Here is an 18,570-nt window from a genome sequence, read left to right on the forward strand (position 1 = left end):
GGGGCACGGTTCTCCCGGTCGGGGTGGGCCTGCGCAGGGCCTAGCATCTGTGCGTGCACAGCTTCGACAAGGACGCCGACCACATCGCCGTCGACAAGGTCCTCAGCTACGCCCGCGAGCGGCTCCTCATGGACCCCATCCCGCTCGACGGCGCCCAGACCCAGGACTACCTCCAGTCGGCGGCCGGCCAGACCATCACCCCGGCCGGCCTCGGCTCGATCCGGGCGATGGAGCTCTTCGAGCACACCCTCGCGCCGGCCTGCCTGTCGACCGACCACCCGCGCTACCTCTCCTTCATCCCGTGCGCGCCGACCCGCGAGGCCGCAGCCTTCGACGTCGTCGTGGGTGCCTCGTCGATCTACGGCGGCTCGTGGATGGAGGGTGCGGGCGCGGTCTACGCCGAGAACCAGGCGCTGCGCTGGATCAGCGACCTCGCCGGGCTGCCCGAGTCTGCGGGTGGGGTCTTCGTGCCCGGTGGCACGGTCGGCAACCTCTCCGCCCTCGTCGTGGCACGGCACACAGCACGGGCCCGGGCCATGGAGAGCGGGAGCGGCGCCCGCCCCTACCGCGTGGCGGCGACCGACAACGCGCACTCGTCCGTCGTCTCGATGGCGGCCGTCATGGACGCGGAGGTGTGCGGCGTCTCGGTCGACGACAAGCTGCGGATGACCGGAGCCGAGCTGCGAAAGACGTTGGTGGAGAACGGCCCCGAGACGTTCTTCGCGGTCGTGGCCACGAGCGGCACCACCAACTTCGGGGTCGTCGACGACCTCGCCTCCGTCGCCGAGGTGTGCCGCGAGTTCGGCCTGTGGCTGCACGTCGACGGGGCCTACGGCGGCGCCGGGCTCGCCGCGCCGTCGGTGAGGCACCTCTTCGCCGGCATCGAGCACGCAGACTCCTTCATCGTCGACCCGCACAAGTGGCTCTTCGCGCCGTTCGACTGCTGCGCCCTCATCTACCGGGAGCCCGAGCTGGCCCGGGTGGCCCACACGCAGGAGGCCGGCTACCTCGACGTCATCACGAAGTCGGCGGAGTGGAACCCGACCGACTACTCCATCGGCCTGACGCGCCGGGCCCGGGGACTGCCGCTCTGGTACTCCCTCGCCGTCCACGGCACCGACGCCTACGTGCGTGCCATCGAGAGCACGGTCGAGGTGACGCGCTTCGCGGCCGACGAGATCGGTCGCCGCCCCTATCTCGAGGCGGTGCGCGAGCCCGACCTCTCGGTCGTCGTCTTCCGTCGGGTGGGCTGGGCCCCCGAGGACTACCAGGCGTGGACCGACCGGCTGGTGGCGCAGGAGTTCGCCTTCGTCGTGCCGACGACCTTCCGCGGTGAGACCCTGACGCGCTTCGCCATCGTCAACCCCCACACGACCAAGGAGGACGTCAACGCCATCCTCGACACGATGGCCTGACGGCTCCCGGGGCCTGCGGCAACCCGCGTACGCGTTGGGCCGGCTGCCTGCGCCCGACGCGACGAGGCGTCATCGGTGAGGTGTCACGGATGGGTCCTGCGGGGCCCATGGGACCTGAGTTCCGAACGCCTGCGGCAGCCCGTGACGACATGCCGGGCAACACGCCCGACCTGAATGACACCCCTGTCATTTGCCCCTAGGGTGAAGACCGGAGCCAACGCACGACCGCGCACGACCGCACTGAGACGGGACCATGAGCACAGACCACGCCACGGCGCAGCCACACCGCCCCGAGTCCGAGGCCGGCCTCAGCGCGCGCGACCTCGAGATCCTGGCGTTCGAGCGCCAGTGGTGGAAGTACGCCGGCTCGAAGGAGCAGGCCATCAAGGAGCTCTTCGACATGAGCTCCACCCGCTACTACCAGGTGCTCAACGCCCTGCTCGACAGCCCGCTCGCCCTCGAGGCCGACCCGATGCTCATCAAGCGGCTGCGCCGCATGCGAGCGAGCCGCCAGCGGGCGCGCACCACCCGCCGCCTGGGCATCAACGTCTGACCGGATGACGACGGCAGCCGAGGTGACCCACCCGCTGCCGAGCGCCGTGCGAGCCCACCGCCTGGCCCGGCTCGCCCGGATCGCCGGAGTCGCCCGGGTTGGGTGCCGTTGCACCCCCTGCGTGGTTCACTTCCCTCATGGCTGAGGTGACGATCCGTCGCGCGTCGGCCGACGACGCGCTTATCGTGGCGGCGCTGCACCTCCAGTTCGCCCGCGAGCTCGGTATGCCGTCCGAGCCCGGCTACCTCGACCGCTTCGTCGACGCGTGGCTGGCCGAGCGGCCCGACCGCCCCACCTGGATCGCCGAGAGCCGCGGTGAGCACGCCGGCATCCTCGAGACGCGCCGCATCCGAGCCCTGCCGTGGCCCGGTCGCCGCGACGTGTCGTGGCTGCACGTCGGCGGCCTGTTCGTCGCGCCCGGCTGCCGCGACCGCGGGGTGGGCCGCGCCCTCACCGAGGCCATGATCGAGTGGTCGCGCACGACCGACGTGAAGTGGATCCGGCTCAACGCCCCCGACGACCGGGCGCAGGAGTTCTACGAGCGGCTCGGGTTCAGCTCGCCCGGCCGGCTCATGGAGTTCGACCTGCGAGACCCGCAGTGACGGCCCCCGGCCCGACGCCCGTTCCCGCTCCCGGCCCGACGAACTCCCTCGTCGACGTGGGCGGCCTGCGAGTCGGCCACTGCACCCGCGACGAGCCGGGGTGGCTGACCGGCGTCACCGTGGTCGTCGCGCCCGAGGGTGGGGTCGTGGCCGGCGTCGACGTGCGCGGCGGCGGGCCGGGCACCCGCGAGACCGACCTGCTCGACCCGCGCAACCTCGTCGACCGGGTCAACGCGGTCGTCCTCGGCGGCGGCTCCGCCTTCGGGCTCGCCGCAGCCGACGGGGTCATGGCCGCGCTCGCCGACGACGGCCTGGGCTGGCCCACGGCCGATCCCGGCCAGCGCGTCCCCATCGTTCCCGCTGCGATCCTCTTCGACCTGGGTCGCAGCGGCACGTGGCGGCACACCCCGGGCGCGGAGGACGGTAGGGCGGCATACGCGAACGCCTCGCCCGACGCGGTGGCTCAGGGGTGCGTCGGCGCCGGCACGGGGGCGAAGGTCGGCGGCTTCAAGGGCGGCATCGGCTCCGCCAGCGTCGTGCTCGAGTCGGGCGCCACGGTCGCGGCCCTCGTCGCGGTCAACGCCGTCGGCTCGGCGGTCGATCCCGGGACGGGCCTCCCGTATGCCGTCGGGCTCGCCATCGGTGACGAGCTCGGGCACCTCGAGCCACCCAGCGCGGCCGAGCTCGACGACGCCCGCACCCGGGTCGAGGCGGCGCCCGCTCGGGCGGCCGGGCTGCCGGGTCTCGCCACCACGATCGGTGTGGTCGCGACCGACGTCACCCTCTCGAAAGCCCAGTGCGAGAAGGCCGCCGGGGTCGCGCACGACGGCTATGCCCGTGCGCTCAAGCCGGTCCACACGCTCTTCGACGGCGACACGCTGTTCGCCCTGGCGACCGGCGAGCGACCGGCGCCCGACCCGATCGAGCTGACGGTCCTCATGGAGGCCGGGGCCGACTGCGTCGCGCGGGCCATCGTGCAGGCGCTGCTCGCCGCGACCTCGGTCGACCGCACGGCCGACGGCGGCGTCGCCCTCCGGTCGTGGTCCGAGGCCTTCCCGTCCGCGCTCGCGGGTGGCCGTCAGCAGTAGATGTCGGTGAGGTCGTCGGAGAACTGTCGCACGAGCTCGGGACGCAGACCGGCAAGCTCTCGCTCGGCGCCGGGCAGCGCCCCCCACCGCTCGGTGCTGCGCTCGGCGGCCCGAGCCTCGACGAGGCTCATCCGCAGGTCGTCCCGCGGGTGGCTCGCGTCCCAGCGCAGGTCCTGCTCGCGGGCGCGCTGCCGGGCCGTCGCGACCTGGGAGGGCGTCGGGGCCGGACGCTCGCGCAACGTGTCGAGCACGGCGAAGGGGTCCTCCCGACGTCGCACTGCGGCGGAGGCCAGGGTGTGCAGCCCGGGGAGGTTCTCGGTCGTGATCAGCAGCCGCAGCACCGCCGGGGTCCCGGCCACCTCGGCGGCACGCAGGTCGGCGAGGTACTCGCGCCGCTGGCCGTCGACGGCGGTCAAGCGCTCGAAGAGCAGGAGGAGCAGGAGCGCAGGCGCCGACAGGACGTGGAGGATGACCGCGCCCAGGGCGTTCAAGGTGGCCTGGGACATCACTGCCCGGTGGTCCACGAAGTCCGAGTAGGCGTCCCGCGGGAGCGGCACGAGCAGCGTGGCGAGCCGGCGCAGCAACCCGTGCGCCATCCACACGAGGTGTCCCGTGGTCGTGTCGCGGCCGCGGAGGTGGCCCATCTCGTGCGCGAGCAGCGCGACTCGCTCGTCGTCGGTCAGCAGGGTCCGGAGGGGCAGGCCGATGACGAGCGCCTGGCGCCGACCCCACCCGACCCGACCGGGAGGAGCCGGACGCCCTCGAGGCGGCTCGGACGGGGCGAGATGGCGATGACGACGAGCCACCCGAGCACGACGCCGACCCAGCCGACGACGCCCTTCGGCGCGAACGTCGCCACGACGAGCAGTGCGACCACGGCGGCGTAGGTGCCGAGGATCACCACCGAGAGCGTGAGCACGCCGCGCGAGGCACCCGTCGAGACGCGCGGGCGCTCGCCGCGGCCGGCCTGTGCCATCAGGGTGCCGTGGGCGCGGGCCGACGCCGCGTCCACCGCTGCGGCCCGGCGACGGGCGGCATTTCGTGCTGGATGTTACGGGCGCCGGATGCCGAACGGTGGCCCTTCGCCCGGGTAGGTCGCCGACGCCTGCCGGGAAGGAGCGACGACGGCCGGCCGACTGCACGGCACCTTGTCGGCGCGCGGACGGCTTCCGCACCGGCGACTGCTGTTGGCCGTCCTCGACGACGTCTCGGCAGGGACGATGTCGTCAGCTCTCGGGCCGCAGCCGTGCCGGGCATCGCGTCTGGCTCGGTCCGGCTCGGTCAGGGAGTGGGCGGGACGAGGTGTTCCCAGCCGCGGCGGATCGCGGACTCAAGATAGGCGAGCGGGTAGGGCAGGCGCGGGTCGAGGTCACGCAACGCCTCTTCGAGCGAGCCCCCGCCGAGCCGGCGCTCGCGGATCACCGCCGCGACCGTCGCGACGTCGTCTCTCTGCCGGGTCACGAAGTCCACGTCGACCGGTCGTCCGTGGCCCGGCACCACGACGGCGCCCTCGTCGGCCTGGAGAAGGTGCGAGGTGAGGGTGTCGGCCCACTCGAGCGGCCAGCAGTCGCCCCCGAACGAGGGGTGGGCGCTCTCCTCGACGAGGTCGCCGAGGAAGATCGCGTCGGTGTCGGGCACGACGACGGCGACGTCTCCGTCGGTGTGGCCGCGGCCGGCATACGTCATCGTGACACAGCGGTCACCGAGGTCGATGGTGGCGTTGGACCCGAAGGTGCGGTCGGGCCCGCGCACCTGAGTGGCCATCACCTCGGCGGCGTCACGCTCGGTGTAGCCGAACTCCGGAGCGGCGGCAGGGTCGGCGCGCAGCGCCTCCTTGACGTGCCGAGCGGCCTCTTCGAGCGTGCGGCCGACGTTGTCGTGGGCGTGCACCGTGGCCGCGTCGAACGCCACGTTGCCGAAGGTGTGGTCGAAGTGGACGTGCGTGCTGACGACGTGGCGCACCTCGATGTCGCGCCCCAGACGGCGCACGTCGTCGAGCACCTGGCGGCCCTGGACGTCGCTCGCGCGGGTGTCGATGACGACGGCGCCGTCGCGACCCAGCACCAGGCCCACGTTGACGTCCCACTGCCGGTAGCGCGCCACGAAGACCCGGTCGGCGACCTCGACGAAGCCGTGGGTCCGGCCCCCCGCTCCGGTGGAGGCCGTGGCGGCGGTCGCGGAGCCGGGCCCGTCTCCGCTCACGAGCGGGACCTCGATGTGATCCATGTCTCCTCGGGCACCGTCCCACCGTAGTGGCCGAGCGCCGACCACGTTCCGGACAGGCGCTCGCAGCCTCGTTCCTCTACGTTTGTGAGCCATGTCCTTCGAGCCCTCCACCGACTTCCAGCCCCCCAGGGGCGGCCGTCGTCGCCGCCGAGCCGTCATCGTGGCCGCCCTCGCGGCGTTCGCGCTCCTCGCGACCGGAGCCGTCGTGCTCTGGTCGGGCGACAGCTGGCGTGACCAGGCGATGAGCGCCGGCGTGTTCCCGAACGTGCCCGGCTCGGACTTCGCCGAGACGCCGTCGGAGGACGGCTGGGGCACCCCCGCGGGCACCTCTGCCGGCACCTCTGGGGGCACCTCGGACGCGCCCGGCACGTCGAGCACCGCGGCGCCGCTCCCGGGCACCTCGTCGACGCCGCCTGCCGCGACTGCCGTCGTCCAGCCCGCCTCGGACGCCACGTCGCAGGTCCCCACGACTCGCGCGCCGGCCCCCGACGCGACGTCCACCTCGACGGTGGCGCCCCCGCCGGTCCCGGCGCCGACGCCGCCGAGCCCGTCGTCGTCGACCGCTGCGCCCAGCCCGTCCCCGACCAAGGGCGGCCCCAAGCCCAGGCCGACCTCGCCGCGCCCGACGCCCACGAGCTCTCCCACGCCCTCCGACGGCGGCTGCTTCCTGCTCATCATCTGCTGACCCCGGCGCACCGAGGCGGTGGTCCCGTCACGCCTGCGCGACGGGGGCCACGCTGCGTGGCAGCCTGTGGCCATGGACTGCGTCTTCTGCTCCGTCGTCGCCGGTGACCTGCCGAGTGACCGGGTGCTCGACGAGCCGGACTTCGTCGGGTTCCTCGACCGGCGGCCGGTGTTCAAGGGGCACGTCCTGCTCGTGCCGCGGGTGCACGTCGACACGTTGCTCGAGCTGCCGGACGACCTGCACGCGGGCCTGCTCGGCGCCGCTCGTCGCCTCGCCGCAGCGGCAGTGGTCGGCCTCGGGGCGCAGGGCTCGTTCGTCGCCATGAACAACGTCGTGAGCCAGTCGGTGCCGCATCTGCACGTGCACGTCGTGCCGCGCACCAAGGGCGACGGGCTGCGCGGCTTCTTCTGGCCGCGCACGACGTACGCCTCCGCCGAGGAGTCCGCCGGTTTCGCCGCGCGCCTCGCAGCCGTGCTCGAGCCCGCCGCCTGATCCCGCTGCCGATCCCACTACACCCGGGCATCCGAGGACGTATGCCGTGCACCCGCAGGGCCGCACGGCATACCTCCTCGGAAAGGGCGCGGCACGAACGAGGGTCTGCTCCTCGTTTTGTTTGCACTCTCACCCCGAGAGTGCCAATAATGGCGTTAGCACTCTCCAGGTGGGAGTGACAGAAATGGGCCGTATGCCGAGGGGCTGGGTTCGCAGCTACATGAAGCTGGGAAGACCGGTCCCGTCCGTCGCGGGCGTCATGCGGGCCACCACCATCGATTCGCGTGGGAGGAACCACCCGAATGGCCAAGACCATTGCGTTTGACGAAGAGGCTCGTCGCGGGCTCGAGCGAGGGATGAACATCCTCGCCGACGCCGTCCGCGTGACCCTCGGCCCGAAGGGCCGCAACGTCGTGCTGGAGAAGAAGTGGGGCGCCCCCACGATCACCAACGACGGTGTCTCGATCGCCAAGGAGATCGAGCTCGACGACCCGTACGAGAAGATCGGCGCGGAGCTCGTCAAGGAAGTTGCCAAGAAGACCGACGACGTCGCCGGTGACGGCACGACGACGGCGACCGTGCTCGCCCAGGCCATGGTCAAGGAGGGCCTGCGCAACGTTGCCGCAGGCGCCAACCCGATGGCCCTCAAGCGCGGCATCGAGAAGGCCGTCGAGGCCGTCTCCGCCCGTCTGCTCGAGCAGGCCAAGGAGATCGAGACCAAGGAGCAGATCGCCTCGACCGCCAGCATCTCGGCGGCCGACGAGGAGATCGGTGCTCTCATCGCCGAGGCGATGGACAAGGTCGGCAAGGAAGGCGTCATCACCGTCGAGGACTCCAACACCATGGGTCTCGAGCTGGAGATGACCGAGGGTATGCGCTTCGACAAGGGCTACATCTCGGCGTACTTCGTCACCGACACCGAGCGCATGGAGGCCGTCCTCGACGACGCCTACGTGCTTGTGGCCAACAGCAAGATCGGCAGCATCAAGGACCTCGTCCCGCTGCTCGAGAAGGTCATGCAGTCGGGCAAGCCCCTGCTGATCATCGCCGAGGACATCGAGGGTGAGGCCCTCGCGACCCTCGTCGTCAACAAGATCAAGGGCACGTTCAAGTCCGTCGCCGTCAAGGCCCCGGGCTTCGGCGACCGCCGCAAGGCCATGCTCACCGACATCGCCATCCTCACCGGTGGCCAGGTCATCTCCGAGGAGGTCGGTCTCAAGCTCGAGAACGCCACCCTCGACCTGCTCGGCCGCGCTCGCAAGGTCGTCGTCACCAAGGACGAGACGACCATCGTCGAGGACGCCGAGGACCGCTCGCAGATCGAGGGTCGCATCGCCCAGATCAAGGCCGAGATCGAGAAGTCGGACTCCGACTACGACCGCGAGAAGCTCCAGGAGCGCCTCGCCAAGCTCGCCGGCGGCGTCGCCGTCATCAAGGCGGGCGCGGCCACCGAGGTCGAGCTCAAGGAGCGCAAGCACCGCATCGAGGACGCCGTGCGCAACGCGAAGGCTGCCGTCGAGGAGGGCATCGTCGCCGGTGGTGGCGTGGCGCTCATCCAGGCCGCCAAGGCGCTCGACGACCTCTCGCTCGAGGGTGACGAGGCCACCGGCGCCAACATCGTGCGCGTCGCGACCGAGGCCCCGCTCAAGCAGATCGCGATCAACGCCGGTCTCGAGGGTGGAGTCGTGGCCGAGAAGGTGCGCGGTCTCGAGGCCGGTCACGGCCTCAACGCCGCCACCGGTGAGTACGGCGACCTGCTGGCCGCCGGCATCATCGACCCGGTCAAGGTGACGCGCTCGGCGCTGCAGAACGCCGCGTCGATCGCCGCGCTGTTCCTCACGACCGAGGCCGTCATCGCCGACAAGCCCGAGAAGTCGGCCCCGGCCATGCCGGGCGGCGACGACATGGGTGGCATGGGCGGCATGGGCTTCTGAGCCCCGCTGGCCCACGCAACACGGTCACGTCCGAAGGGCGGTTCCCCGAGAGGGGAGCCGCCCTTCGGCGTACCCGTGCCGTCGCCGGCTCATGGGTGCGCCGGAGGCGCGCTCGACCCGGCCCAGGGGAGCGCAGCCTCCGGCGCGGACCCGGCGCCGCCAGGGGGTCGAGCGCCGGGTCGTCGGGGCAGTCAGGGCAGTGAGGGCAGTCAGGGCAGCGAGGAGGGAGCCGGGGCGAGGTCAGACGATGGTGATCACCGGGCGAAGAGGGCTCGGGTCGCGTTCTCGTGCTCGGCGTACGCCGCCGACGCCTTGAGCGTGAGCCGGCCGACGTCGGCCAGGGCCTCGGTCATCTGCGCCTGGATGCGCTGGTAGTCGTGCATCACGCGCTCGAACTCGACCTTGGCCGGGCCCTGCCAGTCGGCGCCCATGCCGGCGAGGCGACCGCGCAGCTCGGCGGTGCTCGACGTGATGGTGTCGGCGAGCCGGTGGATGTCGCCGGCTGCGGCGGCGATGCGTTCGGTGTCAACGACGGAACGGGACATGTCTACTCCTCGATCGGTGGCCGACCCGGTGGTGGCCGCGTTCGTTCGAGGCTAGGCCGGGCGGCAGCTGCGGCGCGGGCGTCATCCACAGGGCCGGGCTCGCCGGCGGTGTGGGGGTGCTGGCCTAGGCTCGGACTCATGACCGTGTGGATCGATGAGCCCATCTGGCCCGCCCACGGTCGGCTCTTCGCACACCTCGTCAGCGACACGTCCTACGACGAGCTGCACGCCGTCGCCCGCACCGCGCAGCTGCACCCGCGTTCGTTCGACGGCGACCACTACGACGTGCCGGAGGGGCGATGGCAGTCGGCCGTCGACGCCGGGGCCACCCCGACGACCGGGGTCGACCTTGCCCGGCGGCTCAACGCGTCCGGCCTGCGGCTGCGCAAGCGCAAGCGCGACCGCGGCGTCCGCCGCATCCTCGACGTGTCGTTCCCGAACGGTGCAAGCGACGTCGACCTCGTGGCGTCGGACGACCCGCTCGACGCCTCGCGCGTGCTCGCCGCCATGGTGTTCGTGCGCGACCGCCGTGGCGACTTCGTCGTCGTGCACAGCGTGCGACGGGGGGAGTGGGGCTCGCCCGGCGGGTGGCGAGAGGAAGACGAGACCCCCGTAGAGAACGCTGTGCGCGAGACGTTCGAGGAGACCGGGCTGCGACTGCGCCATCCCGACGTGCTCCCTTGCGGCTACGAGAGATTCACTCCCCGCACCGAGGGCAACCTGTTCTCGCGCGACAAGCCCTACCTCCAGGTGTTCCGCACCCGGCTCGAGGACGTGCAGCCCGCGATCAACGACGGCGACGACGGCATCCACGAGACGCGGTGGGTGACACCGGAGGAGTACGCCGAGCTGTGCGGGCACCTCTTCTGGTGGCCGCTCGCCGTAGAGGTCTTCCCCGACCTGCGCGGGCTCGCCCGCCCACTCTGAGACGCACGTATGCCGCCCACTGAGGTGGACGGCATACGTGATCTGTTGCGGTGGGGTCGCCTGTCGTGCAGGCGAACCCGGACGTCAGCGCTGGTTGGTGAAGGTGAGCGCGACGTCGAGGTCGGCCTCGCGCAGCATCCGCTGGACGGCCTGGAGGTCGTCGCGGCTCTTGCTCGAGACGCGCAGCTCGTCGCCCTGGATCTGGCTCTTGACACCCTTGGGGCCCTCGTCGCGGATCAGCTTGTTGATCTTCTTCGCGTTCTCCTGCGAGATGCCCTCCTTGAGGGGCGCGTCGAGGTGGTACTCCTTGCCGGAGATGCGCGGGCCGGCCTCGGGCACGTCGAGGTGCTTGAGGCTGACCTTGCGCTTGACGAGGTGCGTCTGGACGACGTCGAGGACGGCGAGGCAACGCTCCTCGGTGTTCGCCTTCATCTTGATGACGTCGCCGGCGAGGTCGACGGCGGCGCCCACGTTCTTGAAGTCGTAGCGCGTCGCGATCTCCTTGCTGGCGCTGTTGACCGCGTTCGCGATCTCCTGCTTGTCGAACTTGCTGACGATGTCGAAGGAGGAGTCGGCCATCGGTGTTGGGTCCTTCCGCGTGCTGGTGGCTGGTCTGTCGGATGCGGACGTCGGGGCCTGCGGACACGCCGAAAGCGTCGTCGAGATCCCGATTCGGACCGCGCCCGATCTCTTGCTATCCTTCCAGACGCACCAAGGCAGGTTGTCCGAGCGGCCAATGGAAACGGACTGTAAATCCGTCGCGAAAGCTACGAAGGTTCGAATCCTTCACCTGCCACCCGTGCCCCGAGAGGCCCTGACCAGCGGAGTAGCCGGTCAGGGCCTCTTGCATGTACGGGCAGGGGTATGCAGTCGCGACGGATTTCGACTCAGGTGCTGACGCGCCATGCGTCGAGGGTCCACTCGGCGCCGACGCGTCGCAAGGCTCCGGCACCGGCTTCCGAGGTTGCATGGAGTACGCCCCCGTGCGGAGTGCTCGTGTGCGGGCCCTTCGCGTGTGCTTCCCGGTCGACGTGGCTGACCCTGTGGCCCGCGACCGTTCGACGGACTCGCGCGGACGAGTCCAGATTCGTGAAGGGCCCCCGTCCAGTCCATGTCCGGCCGGGGCCCCTGCAGGGTGGCGCGGACTGCTTGGCGATCCTGGGGATCGGAGGGCTTGGTCCTCAGCGGACGAGATCGCGTCCCCCTAGCTCCGGCACCCTCGCAGTCAGTGATGGCACCGACGACGACCAGCGGCGTGCGTCATGGCAGTCCGTCCCGGAAACACCTGAGCACACGGTGACCGTCGGGAACCGTGGCGGGCAGATCCCAGAGCTCGACAGCGGGTGTCATCAACGTTCCTCGAGCTGCGGGGTGATTCCACTCTCTCGTAGGTTGCCCTGCCAACTGTTGGCCGGTTCGAGCTGCGTAGTCCGGTTGTGATCGGGCGGCACCGCCTGGCGTCGCCCGCCCCTTGGGAACACGTGCGGAAGCTTCGGCCGCGGCCGGATCGTCGCCGGTGGCTCCCACTTTTCTCGCAGACGTCACGGACGCTGAGACGGCGGCGCCTCGGGGAGAGTCAGTCCGGGTGCGGGAGTTCCTCTGCGGTTGATGGCGCTGCTGAACCTCAGGTAGTCGCTGTCGGATCCGGTTCGGAGGGAACCGCGGGGAGGGGAATCACGAGTGTGAAGCGGGTCGGCTGCTGCCGCGACAGGGTCAGCCGGCCGCCAGAGGCCTCGGCGATCGATCGGCCGAGGGCCAGCCCGATCCCGAGCCCGTCGCTGCCGGAACGACCTCGGCGGAAGAGGTCGCCACCGTGGGACTGGACGGCGCCCTCGTCGGCGACGTCGATCGCGATGAACGAGCCGAGGTCACGGAAGACGACGGTGACGCGTCCGGCGCCGTGCCGGGTGGCGTTGTCCATGAGGATCTTCAGAACTTCCGTGACGACGAATTGCGGAAGGGGTAGTGCGCCGTCGGTCTCGGCGGTGACGACCAACCGGCGCCCAGCCTCGGACAGAGGGCCGCGCCACCGCCGCTCGAGCTCGGCGCAGAAGTCCGCGATGCTGCGGACGGGACCCGCTCCCGGCGCGCCTCCCTGGGGGCGCGCCAGCTGGATGACGCTGTCGATGGTCCGTTCGAGGTCCCGCACCTGCCCGAGCGCATCGGCGAGCGCTGCGTGAGAGTCCGCGGACGCGCCGCCGCCATCGGGGCCCAGCGCGTTCTGTAGTCCCAGGGCGAGGCCTGTGACCGGCGTTCGCAGCTGGTGGGAGATCTCAGCGGTGAGTCGGCGTTCACGGGCGATGAGGTCGCAGAGCCGGTCGAGCATGTCGTTCTGTGTCTGTGCCAGCCTGACCAGCTCGGGCGTCCCGACAGGTTCGGTCCGGGTCTGGAGGTCGCCGTCGGCGACGCGCTCGGCCGCCACCGCGAGCGCCTCCAGCGGGGTGGTGAGGAACCGTGCTTGGCGGCGGGCCACGAGCGCCGCGACAGCCAGGGCGAGCACGGCGCACAGCGCTAAGGCCGCCCAGGCGAGGGCGATGCCGGCGAGCGTCTGGCTCGTGGGCGCCGACACCCGGACGACCGCGATGACTTGTTCTGCATCGGTGACCGGGACGGCCACCACGAACTCGCTGCCGACCACACCCTCGGAGTCGATCCCATGGGAGGCCGCCCGCGTGACGGAGTCGGCCGTCGTGGGCCCGCCGGTGGCGGCCGACCTGAGGGTCAGCGTCGCGTCGTAGATCGCGACCTTCTTGTCGTCCTCCACGCGCGGTAGCTCGACAGGGTCACCCCTCAGGAAGTCGGGTCCGACCTGCCGGGAAGCCAGCAGCGCAGTGCGTTCCAGCTCGCCGCGTTCCTCGCTCAGGATGGTGGTCCTTGCTGCCAGGGCCAGCGGGATGCCGAACAGGAGCAAGGCGACCGAGACGGCCAGCACGGCCAGGCGGAGAATTCGTCGGCGCATGCCTGTCATCCTCGCGCGCCGCACGCCTGCGCTCGAGCCGCAGATCGTGGGTGGCGTGGCCGGACGGGAAGTTTTTGCCGTCCTCTAACCGGGAGTGGCATCGCGCCTAACCACCACCTTCCTAGCGTGGTGAGCGTAGTGGTTCGAGTGCATTCGGAAGGGGACTCACGATGACTGTCTTCAAGGCGAGGATTGCGGCGGCGGCCGGCTTGGGGGCCCTCCTGCTCACCGGCTGCGGCAACAACCCCACCACACCCGCACCGGCCCCCACGTCTGGGCGCGTCACATCTGCCACGACCGGCGGCCCCACCCCACAGGCCACCGGTTCATCCTCCCCTTCCGCGGCGGCCCCCACCGCGGCGCCGACCGTGGCCCCCACCGAGAGCAACCCGCCCGGGGACATCCCCGACACGCAGGTCTACGTTCCCTTCACGCCCAGCGGCGCCCGCGTCAGCGTCAAGGTCCCTGAGGGATGGGCCCGGTCCACGATGGGCGGCTCCACGGTCTTCAGCGACAAGCTGAACCGCATCGAGGTCCACCTCCTCAAGGCCACGACCGCGCCCACGACGTCGACGGTCATGTCCGTGGACGTGCCTCGGCTCCGAAGCAGCGTGCCGAAGTTCGCATCACCCAAGGTGACGACGATCTCGCGCGCAGGTGGTCCCGTCGTGCTGCTGACCTACCAGGGTGACTCAGCGGTTGACCCGGTGACGGGCAAAGTGGTCCGGGACGCCTTCGAACGGTACTCGTACGTCCGCGCCGGGACTCGAGTCGACCTGACCCTCTCCGGTCCCGTGAACGCGGACAACGTCGACCCGTGGCGCACCGTCTCCGACTCCCTGCGGTCGACATCGTGATCCCCCTGCGCGGGTCGGGTGTCGCGCCGTCGCCCGCGTCCGGCCGCCTGGCCGAGCACGTGAGACGTGCGAGCTCGGAGCCGGCGGCCAGTGCCCTCACCGCCGATCGCCTCTATCGGTTCTTCCGCACCGGCGAGGAGGAGACCCTTGCCCTTCAAGGGGTCTCGTTGACTGTGAACCCCGGAGAGACGGTGGCAGTGGTCGGCCCTTCCGGGTGCGGCAAGTCCACCCTGCTGGGATGTCTCGCCGGTCTCGACGAACCCGACGGCGGGACGGTGCGCGTCGGCGGGCAGCGGCTCAGCCACCGCCCTGAGGCTGAACGCGCGCGACTGCGGGCTCAGCGCATCGGCGTCCTGCTGCAGAACCGAAACCTGTTGCCACACCTGGACGTCCGCGCCAACATCGAGCTTGCCCGCACGGCTGGCCGGGTCGGCCCGTGGCGACGGGGGTTCACTGAGAACCTGGGCGCTCGCGTGATGGAGCTGTTGGAGCGGGTCGGCCTGTCGACGCGCGCCCACGCGTACGCGTCCGAGCTGTCCGGGGGTGAACTCGCTCGCGCGGGTCTTGCGGTTGCCCTTGCGAACGACCCGGACATCGTCCTGGCCGACGAACCCACGGGCGAGCTCGACGGCGACTCCGAGCGGCACGTGCTCGAGCTTCTGCGTGACCGGGCGGGAGCGGGCGCCGCCCTCCTTGTGGTCACCCACAGCACACGTGTCGTCGCCATCGCCGACCGTGTCATTCACCTTCACGACGGGATGCTCACCTCATGACCGCGCTCCCAGGACCGTCGGCTCGGTCGGCGCTCGCGGTCACCTGCGAGGGTGCCGCCCGCACATTCGGCCGCGGGGAACGAGCCGTGGTGGCGGTCCACGGGAGCAGCTGCGAGGTGCCCTTCGGGTCGCGCATCGCGATCGTGGGTCCCTCCGGCTCGGGCAAGTCGACGTTGTTGCACATCATGGCGGGTCTCGAGACGCCGACAGCAGGACGCGTGTCCTGGCCGGGCCTGCCGGCCACGGAGCCCGAACGGCGGGGCCAGGTCGGCGTCGTCTTCCAGAGCCCGAGTCTCGTTCCGGCCCTGACGGTGGCCGAGAACGTGGCGCTGCCTCTCATCCTGGCCGGCTTGCCCGACGCGGATGCCGAAGAGCGTGTCACGGAGGCCCTTCAGCTGGTGGAGGTGACGGAGCTCGCCCGCCAGCTGCCCGAGGAGCTCTCCGGAGGACAGGCACAACGAGTGGCGGTCGCGCGTGTCCTGGCGAGCAGACCGGCTCTGATCCTGGCCGACGAACCCACGGGACAGCTCGACCGGGCGAACGGCCAACACCTCGTCGACGTGATTCTCGCCACCGCCGAGCAGCTCGACGCAGCTCTGGTCGTCGCCACGCACGACATCGAGGTGGCCGACAGGCTGAAGGAGCGGTGGCAGATGAACGAGGGGCGACTGAGCACCGTCGACGCGGGGCTGAGTCGTTCGCGCGCGCCCCGAGGCCCGCACGCGGGCACGGCCGTGGCGGGAGACCGGCGATGACCGGCGCCTGGCTGATGGGCCTGTTGCGGAGGCGCGCGGGGCGGCTGCTGGCCGTGAGTGTCGGTATCGGCGTCGCCGTCGCGCTCATCGCGTCCATCGGGACGTTCCTGACCGTGTCACAGCAGAGCATGACAGCACGAGCCCTCCGATCGGTGGCCGTCGACTGGCAGGTCGAGGTTCAGCCGGGGGCCGACCCGGCCGCGGTTCGTGCCACCGTTGCTACGTCCGACGGGGTCCGCGCAGCGTTGCCGGTCGCGTTCGCTCGCAGCACCGGTCTGCAGGCCACCGCCGAAGGGACGACGCAGACGACCGGCGCGGCAGTGGTGCTCGGACTTCCGGACGGCTACCGCGCGCAATTCCCGGGGGAGATCCGCCAGCTCGGCGGCGCCCCGAACGGCGTGCTCGTGGCCCAGCAGACCGCCTCGAACCTGCACGTCCGCCCCGGCAGCCAAGTCGTCATCAACCTCGGCCCATCTCGATCAGCGACGGTCACCGTCGCCGGCGTCGTCGACCTGCCCCAAGCCGACTCGCTGTTCCAGAAGGTAGGGGCTCCGGTCGGTGCGCAACCGTCTGCGCCACCGGACAACGTGATCCTGCTGCCTGCACGCACGTTCGACAGGGTCGTGAGTGGTCATCCTGCGGCGCCCACCCAGGGGACCCCCCGCCCGGCGACCCCGGTGGCCCAGGTGACGACCCAGATCCATGTTGCCCGGGTGGCGCCGCTGCCCAGCGACCCGGCCGGCGCGTACGCGGCAGTCCTGGGAGCCGCGCACAGCCTCGAGGCGACCTTGGCCGGAGCCGGGGTGGTCGGCAACAACGTGGGCGCGGCCCTGGACGCTGCCCGCTCGGATGCCGCCTACGCCCAGATGCTCTTCCTCTTCCTCGGACTGCCGGGCGCCCTGCTGGCGGCCATGCTCACGGCGGCCCTCGTCGGCGCTGGGGCGCAACGACGCCGCGACGAACAGGCACTGCTCCGCACCCGTGGACTGTCCCCACGGGCGATCGGACGTCTAGCAGCCATCGAGGCGGCACTCGTCGCCGGCGGGGGAGCCGTTCTCGGACTGGTCGCGGCCGCCATCGCCTCCTGGTGGGCTTTCGGCCGGGGCCGGGAACCCGTCTCGGACGGGTCGCCCGGGATCGTCGGGCTGTCGGCGTCGTGGGTGGTCATCGCGGTCCTCTTCGGGGCCGTCGTCGCGGGGACGACGGTGTTGGCGCCGGCCCTCCGGGACCTGCGTCGCCTGACCGTCTCGCGCGCCCGGTACGCCGTGGGCCGGGCCAGGTCCCCATGGTGGATGCGTTACGGCGTGGATCTCGCCATTCTCGCGCTCGCCCTGGTCTTCTTCTGGGTCTCCAGCAGGGACGACTACATGCTCGTCCTGGCACCGGAGGGCGTCCCGTCCATCTCGGTGTCCTACTGGGCTTTCCTCGGCCCGACCCTGCTGTGGCTGGGCGGCGCCATGTTCCTGTGGCGTCTGACCACCATGGGCCTCGCCCACGGCCGCGGCCCCCTGGCCCGCGTCATCACCCCGTTGACCGGTCGACTGGCCAAGGCCGCCGCCGCCACCATGTCGCGGCAACGGCGGCCGCTGACCCGATCGGTCGTCCTGCTGGGTCTGGCGATCTCGTTCGCAGCCTCGACCGCGACCTTCAACGCCACGTACCAGCAGCAGGCCGAAGCAGACGCGCAGCTCACCAACGGCGCGGACGTCGCGGTCGCCCCGGCCCCGGGTGCGCCGCTGTCCGCGAAAGCGACTGCCGCGATTGCCGCAACACCCGGAGTGGCCCACGTCGAGCCGCTGCAGCACCGCTTCGCCTACGTGGGGGCCGACCTGCAGGACTTGTACGGGGTTCATCCGAACAGCATCGCCTCGGTGACTGCACTGCAGGACGCGTACTTCCAGGGCGGCACGGCGCGCCAGTTCATGGCCACCCTTGCCGCCAGGCCCGACGCGGTCCTCGTCAGTGACGAGACCGTCAAGGACTTCCAGCTGCACCCCGGTGACCTGCTCAACCTGCGCCTCGAGAACCAGAGCACCCACCAGCTGACCACCATCCCGTTCCACTACGCCGGAGTCGCCAAGGAGTTCCCGACGGCACCCAAGGACAGCTTCTTCGTGGCGAACGCCGACTACGTGGCCAGGGAGACGGGGTCGGGCGCGGTCGGCACCTACCTGGTCGACACCTCCGGCACGAACCAGCCGGCAGTGGCCGCTGCTCTGCGCCGGATCCTCGGCGGCAGCGCAGCGGTCACGGACATCACCCAGACCCGAGCGGTCGTGGGGTCCAGCCTGACCTCCGTGAACCTCGCTGGGCTGACCCGCCTCGAGCTGGCCTTCGCGATCATCCTGGCGGCCGCGTCGGGAGGGCTGGTTCTGGCCATCGGCCTGGCCGAGCGACGCAGGACCATGGCGATCATCTCCGTCCTGGGGGCTCGCCGTCACCAGCTGCAAGGGCTGGTCATGGCGGAGGCCGCTGTCGTCGCAGTAGGCGGGCTGCTCGGCGGCGCCCTCATCTCCTGGGCGCTGACACAGATGCTCGTCAAGGTGCTGACCGGCGTCTTCGACCCACCACCGTCGAGCATCGCTGTCCCAATCCTGTACCTGACCGTGACGGCGGCCACCGTGCTGGCCGCTCTCGCAGCAGCCGCCGGCTTCAGCGCCCGGTCCTCGACACGACCGGCAGTCGAGGAGCTGCGTGACGCGTGAGCGTCAGGCTGTCGCGTGACGGACCATTCCTGTCTGGGATCGTCGGGCCCTAAC

The 18,570-nt window shown here is 71.2% G+C and carries 18 protein-coding genes and 1 tRNA gene; 13 read left to right on the forward strand and 6 right to left on the reverse strand.

Translation table 11 applies throughout. From position 1 onward, the window contains the following. The first annotated feature begins 53 nt into the window (after nucleotides 1–53). The 4 genes from AB4091_RS00860 (at nucleotide 54) to AB4091_RS00875 (ending at nucleotide 3,658) form a co-directional block, all read left to right on the forward strand. Nucleotides 54–1,415: a pyridoxal phosphate-dependent decarboxylase family protein gene (locus AB4091_RS00860; RefSeq protein ID WP_442289840.1), complete on the forward strand. Its 1,362-nt coding sequence runs from the start codon at nucleotides 54–56 to the stop codon at nucleotides 1,413–1,415. A 253-nt stretch (nucleotides 1,416–1,668) separates the two neighbouring features. Then, nucleotides 1,669–1,968 (forward strand): DUF3263 domain-containing protein, encoded by a 300-nt coding sequence (locus AB4091_RS00865; protein ID WP_442289841.1) that lies wholly within the window; start codon nucleotides 1,669–1,671, stop codon nucleotides 1,966–1,968. Between the two features lie 137 nt (nucleotides 1,969–2,105). Continuing rightward, on the forward strand, nucleotides 2,106–2,570 hold the full coding sequence (locus AB4091_RS00870) for a GNAT family N-acetyltransferase (RefSeq protein WP_386054150.1): 465 nt from the start codon (nucleotides 2,106–2,108) through the stop codon (nucleotides 2,568–2,570). Next, nucleotides 2,567–3,658 carry a P1 family peptidase gene (locus tag AB4091_RS00875; RefSeq protein WP_442289842.1) on the forward strand — a complete coding sequence of 364 codons (1,092 nt, stop codon included), beginning with the start codon at nucleotides 2,567–2,569 and terminating at the stop codon, nucleotides 3,656–3,658. Before AB4091_RS00870 ends, AB4091_RS00875 begins: the two co-directional genes overlap by 4 nt. Here AB4091_RS00875 and AB4091_RS00880 read toward each other — a convergent pair. The 3 genes from AB4091_RS00880 to AB4091_RS00890 form a co-directional block, all read right to left on the reverse strand. Further along, nucleotides 3,649–4,365, reverse strand: a complete 717-nt coding sequence (locus AB4091_RS00880) for a M48 family metalloprotease (RefSeq protein WP_442290289.1) — start codon at nucleotides 4,363–4,365, stop codon at nucleotides 3,649–3,651. The two genes, AB4091_RS00875 and AB4091_RS00880, sit on opposite strands and share 10 nt — an antisense overlap. Continuing rightward, complete coding sequence (locus AB4091_RS00885; RefSeq protein ID WP_442289843.1) at nucleotides 4,338–4,670, reverse strand: hypothetical protein; 333 nt, start codon at nucleotides 4,668–4,670, stop codon at nucleotides 4,338–4,340. Before AB4091_RS00885 ends, AB4091_RS00880 begins: the two co-directional genes overlap by 28 nt. 269 nt (nucleotides 4,671–4,939) lie before the next feature. Further along, the gene (locus tag AB4091_RS00890; protein ID WP_442289844.1) at nucleotides 4,940–5,884 is read right to left on the reverse strand and encodes an MBL fold metallo-hydrolase; all 945 of its coding nucleotides are present in this window, start codon (nucleotides 5,882–5,884) and stop codon (nucleotides 4,940–4,942) included. A 91-nt stretch (nucleotides 5,885–5,975) separates the two neighbouring features. On the opposite strand from AB4091_RS00890, the gene AB4091_RS00895 reads away from it, so the two are divergent. The 3 genes from AB4091_RS00895 (at nucleotide 5,976) to groL (ending at nucleotide 8,995) form a co-directional block, all read left to right on the forward strand. Continuing rightward, entirely contained in the window at nucleotides 5,976–6,569 is a 594-nt protein-coding gene (locus AB4091_RS00895; protein ID WP_442289845.1) for a hypothetical protein, read from the forward strand. Nucleotides 6,570–6,641: 72 nt separating this feature from the next. Continuing rightward, complete coding sequence (locus AB4091_RS00900; RefSeq protein ID WP_442289846.1) at nucleotides 6,642–7,061, forward strand: HIT family protein; 420 nt, start codon at nucleotides 6,642–6,644, stop codon at nucleotides 7,059–7,061. A 302-nt stretch (nucleotides 7,062–7,363) separates the two neighbouring features. Next, on the forward strand, nucleotides 7,364–8,995 hold the full coding sequence (gene groL / locus AB4091_RS00905; RefSeq protein ID WP_442289847.1) for a chaperonin GroEL: 1,632 nt from the start codon (nucleotides 7,364–7,366) through the stop codon (nucleotides 8,993–8,995). A 254-nt stretch (nucleotides 8,996–9,249) separates the two neighbouring features. Here groL and AB4091_RS00910 read toward each other — a convergent pair whose 3' ends face one another. Beyond that, complete coding sequence (locus AB4091_RS00910) at nucleotides 9,250–9,540, reverse strand: WXG100 family type VII secretion target (RefSeq protein ID WP_442289848.1); 291 nt, start codon at nucleotides 9,538–9,540, stop codon at nucleotides 9,250–9,252. Between the two features lie 138 nt (nucleotides 9,541–9,678). Here AB4091_RS00910 and AB4091_RS00915 point away from each other — a divergent pair, with 138 nt between their 5' ends. After that, the gene (locus AB4091_RS00915; protein WP_442289849.1) at nucleotides 9,679–10,467 is read left to right on the forward strand and encodes a DUF4031 domain-containing protein; all 789 of its coding nucleotides are present in this window, start codon (nucleotides 9,679–9,681) and stop codon (nucleotides 10,465–10,467) included. Nucleotides 10,468–10,551: 84 nt separating this feature from the next. On the opposite strand, the gene AB4091_RS00920 is transcribed toward AB4091_RS00915, so the two are convergent. Beyond that, a complete protein-coding gene (locus AB4091_RS00920) occupies nucleotides 10,552–11,046 on the reverse strand; it encodes a YajQ family cyclic di-GMP-binding protein (protein ID WP_442289850.1) in 495 nt (164 codons plus the stop codon). Between the two features lie 136 nt (nucleotides 11,047–11,182). Between AB4091_RS00920 and AB4091_RS00925 the strand changes: the two genes are divergently transcribed. Further along, nucleotides 11,183–11,263, forward strand: a tRNA-Tyr gene (locus tag AB4091_RS00925). A gap of 828 nt (nucleotides 11,264–12,091) precedes the next feature. Here the strand turns inward: AB4091_RS00925 and AB4091_RS00930 are convergent. Then, nucleotides 12,092–13,426, reverse strand: a complete 1,335-nt coding sequence (locus AB4091_RS00930) for a HAMP domain-containing sensor histidine kinase (protein WP_442289851.1) — start codon at nucleotides 13,424–13,426, stop codon at nucleotides 12,092–12,094. 170 nt (nucleotides 13,427–13,596) lie between these two features. Between AB4091_RS00930 and AB4091_RS00935 the strand changes: the two genes are divergently transcribed. From AB4091_RS00935 to AB4091_RS00950, 4 genes are read left to right on the forward strand one after another with little or no spacing between them, the layout of a single operon-like run. After that, a complete protein-coding gene (locus AB4091_RS00935; protein WP_442289852.1) occupies nucleotides 13,597–14,283 on the forward strand; it encodes a hypothetical protein in 687 nt (228 codons plus the stop codon). Then, a complete protein-coding gene (locus AB4091_RS00940) occupies nucleotides 14,280–15,056 on the forward strand; it encodes an ABC transporter ATP-binding protein (RefSeq protein ID WP_442289853.1) in 777 nt (258 codons plus the stop codon). Before AB4091_RS00935 ends, AB4091_RS00940 begins: the two co-directional genes overlap by 4 nt. Beyond that, nucleotides 15,053–15,811 (forward strand): ABC transporter ATP-binding protein, encoded by a 759-nt coding sequence (locus AB4091_RS00945; protein ID WP_442289854.1) that lies wholly within the window; start codon nucleotides 15,053–15,055, stop codon nucleotides 15,809–15,811. Before AB4091_RS00940 ends, AB4091_RS00945 begins: the two co-directional genes overlap by 4 nt. Further along, nucleotides 15,808–18,516: an FtsX-like permease family protein gene (locus tag AB4091_RS00950; RefSeq protein WP_442289855.1), complete on the forward strand. Its 2,709-nt coding sequence runs from the start codon at nucleotides 15,808–15,810 to the stop codon at nucleotides 18,514–18,516. The genes AB4091_RS00945 and AB4091_RS00950 overlap by 4 nt, the downstream gene beginning before the upstream one ends. Nucleotides 18,517–18,570: the final 54 nt, after the last annotated feature.

It is taken from the genome of Terrabacter sp. 2RAF25 (assembly GCF_052115265.1).
Classification (GTDB): Bacteria; Actinomycetota; Actinomycetes; order Actinomycetales; family Dermatophilaceae; genus Terrabacter.

What these genes read in the sequence shown, in the direction of transcription:
- AB4091_RS00865 (WP_442289841.1), top strand. Translation starts at nt 1,669, where the DNA reads ATGAGCACAGACCACGCCACGGCGCAGCCACACCGCCCCGAGTCCGAG.
- AB4091_RS00870 (WP_386054150.1), top strand. Translation starts at nt 2,106, where the DNA reads ATGGCTGAGGTGACGATCCGTCGCGCGTCGGCCGACGACGCGCTTATC.
- AB4091_RS00890 (WP_442289844.1), bottom strand. Translation starts at nt 5,884, where the DNA reads ATGGATCACATCGAGGTCCCGCTCGTGAGCGGAGACGGGCCCGGCTCC.
- AB4091_RS00895 (WP_442289845.1), top strand. Translation starts at nt 5,976, where the DNA reads ATGTCCTTCGAGCCCTCCACCGACTTCCAGCCCCCCAGGGGCGGCCGT.
- AB4091_RS00900 (WP_442289846.1), top strand. Translation starts at nt 6,642, where the DNA reads ATGGACTGCGTCTTCTGCTCCGTCGTCGCCGGTGACCTGCCGAGTGAC.
- groL (WP_442289847.1), top strand. Translation starts at nt 7,364, where the DNA reads ATGGCCAAGACCATTGCGTTTGACGAAGAGGCTCGTCGCGGGCTCGAG.
- AB4091_RS00910 (WP_442289848.1), bottom strand. Translation starts at nt 9,540, where the DNA reads ATGTCCCGTTCCGTCGTTGACACCGAACGCATCGCCGCCGCAGCCGGC.
- AB4091_RS00915 (WP_442289849.1), top strand. Translation starts at nt 9,679, where the DNA reads ATGACCGTGTGGATCGATGAGCCCATCTGGCCCGCCCACGGTCGGCTC.
- AB4091_RS00920 (WP_442289850.1), bottom strand. Translation starts at nt 11,046, where the DNA reads ATGGCCGACTCCTCCTTCGACATCGTCAGCAAGTTCGACAAGCAGGAG.
- AB4091_RS00930 (WP_442289851.1), bottom strand. Translation starts at nt 13,426, where the DNA reads ATGCGCCGACGAATTCTCCGCCTGGCCGTGCTGGCCGTCTCGGTCGCC.
- AB4091_RS00935 (WP_442289852.1), top strand. Translation starts at nt 13,597, where the DNA reads ATGACTGTCTTCAAGGCGAGGATTGCGGCGGCGGCCGGCTTGGGGGCC.
- AB4091_RS00945 (WP_442289854.1), top strand. Translation starts at nt 15,053, where the DNA reads ATGACCGCGCTCCCAGGACCGTCGGCTCGGTCGGCGCTCGCGGTCACC.
- AB4091_RS00950 (WP_442289855.1), top strand. Translation starts at nt 15,808, where the DNA reads ATGACCGGCGCCTGGCTGATGGGCCTGTTGCGGAGGCGCGCGGGGCGG.